This is a genomic window from Desulfurellaceae bacterium (genome assembly GCA_021296095.1).
Classification (GTDB): Bacteria; Desulfobacterota; Binatia; order Bin18; family Bin18; genus JAAXHF01.
Window position 1 is genome coordinate 2,798 of sequence record JAGWBB010000166.1, and the last position, 1,589, is coordinate 4,386.

General features: G+C 68.1%; 3 protein-coding genes. 1 reads left to right on the plus strand and 2 read right to left on the minus strand.

Features of this window, described 5'->3' with window-relative positions; translation table 11 throughout:
* Window positions 1-138: 138 nt before the first annotated feature.
* Together J4F42_22265 and J4F42_22270 are read right to left on the minus strand one after the other, a co-directional pair.
* Window positions 139-663 (minus strand): hypothetical protein, encoded by a 525-nt coding sequence (locus J4F42_22265; GenBank protein MCE2488248.1) that lies wholly within the window; start codon window positions 661-663, stop codon window positions 139-141.
* 33 nt (window positions 664-696) lie between these two features.
* Entirely contained in the window at window positions 697-1,005 is a 309-nt protein-coding gene (locus tag J4F42_22270) for a hypothetical protein (protein ID MCE2488249.1), read from the minus strand.
* A gap of 261 nt (window positions 1,006-1,266) precedes the next feature.
* On the opposite strand from J4F42_22270, the gene J4F42_22275 reads away from it, so the two are divergent.
* A partial coding sequence (locus J4F42_22275) for a hypothetical protein (GenBank protein ID MCE2488250.1) occupies window positions 1,267-1,589 on the plus strand: 323 nt, incomplete at its 3' end.

Consider the following 1,589-nt stretch of genomic DNA (forward strand, 5'->3'; position numbering starts at 1 on the left):
GTGGGTCTGCTCGGCCAATACGCAGCCGGCGGCCGGGATGGGCGAGACGGCTCCGACCGCCACGGTTTCTCCGTCCCGGACCTGGCGGGCGATCAGCACCGCCATCAGCTCCTGGGGGGTATAGGCGGGCGGCACGGCCTAGACTCCGGCTCGGCGCGTATCGTCCACCCGGCTGAGGTAGGCGGCATGGTCGGCGGCGCCAAAGACGTAGCGGTCGAGATAGGCGCGGAACTCGTGCGGGTGTGCAGCCGCGGCCAGATAGGTTCGGCAGTGGTCCGGGTCGTGTTCGTACAGCCGGCCCAGACCGCACGGGTGAGCGCCCAGCGGGGCTTCTGCTACCACGTCAACGTCGATGGCGGGCAGGAAGGTGTCGTGGGGTGCGTCAGCCGGGCTGAGTCGGGTATCGACGACGGTCTCGGCGGTGACAATCACCCGCCGGGCGGCGCGGGCCAGCATCACATCGTCCCGGGGACCGGGCGTGATCGCGTTGCCCCAGCGGTCGGCCTGCAGGGCGTGGAAAACGGCGATATCGGGCCGGACCGGCTGAGCCACCACCACCTGTTCGCCGGGGGTGAAGGGGTTGTCCTGGACGAGCAGGTCGGGTCGATATGTCAACAGATCGGAGCCCAGCAGCCCGCGCACGGCCACAAACGGTACACCCATCGATCCAGCCTGGATCATGCTGTACAACACCCCTCAAGTGCTGTCCTTCATGTTGATCAGGCCGGCCCGCACGGCGCGCTGAAAGTTGGGCGCCGGACCGTAGGGGCCGAGGGTGCAGGAGCAGGTCTCGTAGCTGTCGATGAGTCCGGCGCCGATCAGCAGGTCGGCGTTCAGTCCGCCGCCGGTCAGGGTCACCAGCCCCAGGCGGCCGACCTGGCGTCTGACCAGCGCCCGCAAAAAAGCCATGGGTGCGTTGTCGAGGACGGCCGAGGTCATGCCCAGCAGGCTGCCGGCCTGCACGCTGGCCGCAGCGGCGTCCAGAGACTGGAGTTTGGTGCGCATGCGGGGCGCATCATAGGCAAAAGCGCCAGTCGCTGCAACGCTGAGCCCGGGGGCAGCCGCGGAAGATTGCCCGTCCCGAACATCCTCGCCCAGCCGGCCGGGCGACCACAGGGGGTACCGCCGGTGATGGCCCACGTCGGCCTGACGCCGCCGGCCGGACGACCACAGGGGGTCGCCCCTACATTCGCCCCGCTTTGCGGTCAGACCCCGACTTTGCTATGAGAGGCGGGGTCCGTGATACGGGCTGTCAAGGAGGCTGTTATGGCGCGCATACCCCCCTTTCGTGAGCTGCCCCAGGTCGGACACAGCGGAGAACGGCAGGCCTGGGAGGTGTTTGGGGCCGGCGATCAGCTGGGGACGGTCAATCTGCTGACCTCGGAGCGGGTCAAACAGGCGGCCGGCCTGGTGCGAACCGGGCGGGTGATCAACCTCAATCTGCCGCTCAACTTTCCGATTACCCTGTACGGCGGGTTTCGGACCGGCTACCGCCATCATATCGAGGTCAACCGCGGCGGGCGTGACGACTATGTGGACAATTTTGCCATGCAGGGCTCGAGCCAGTGGGACAGCCTGCGCCACATCCG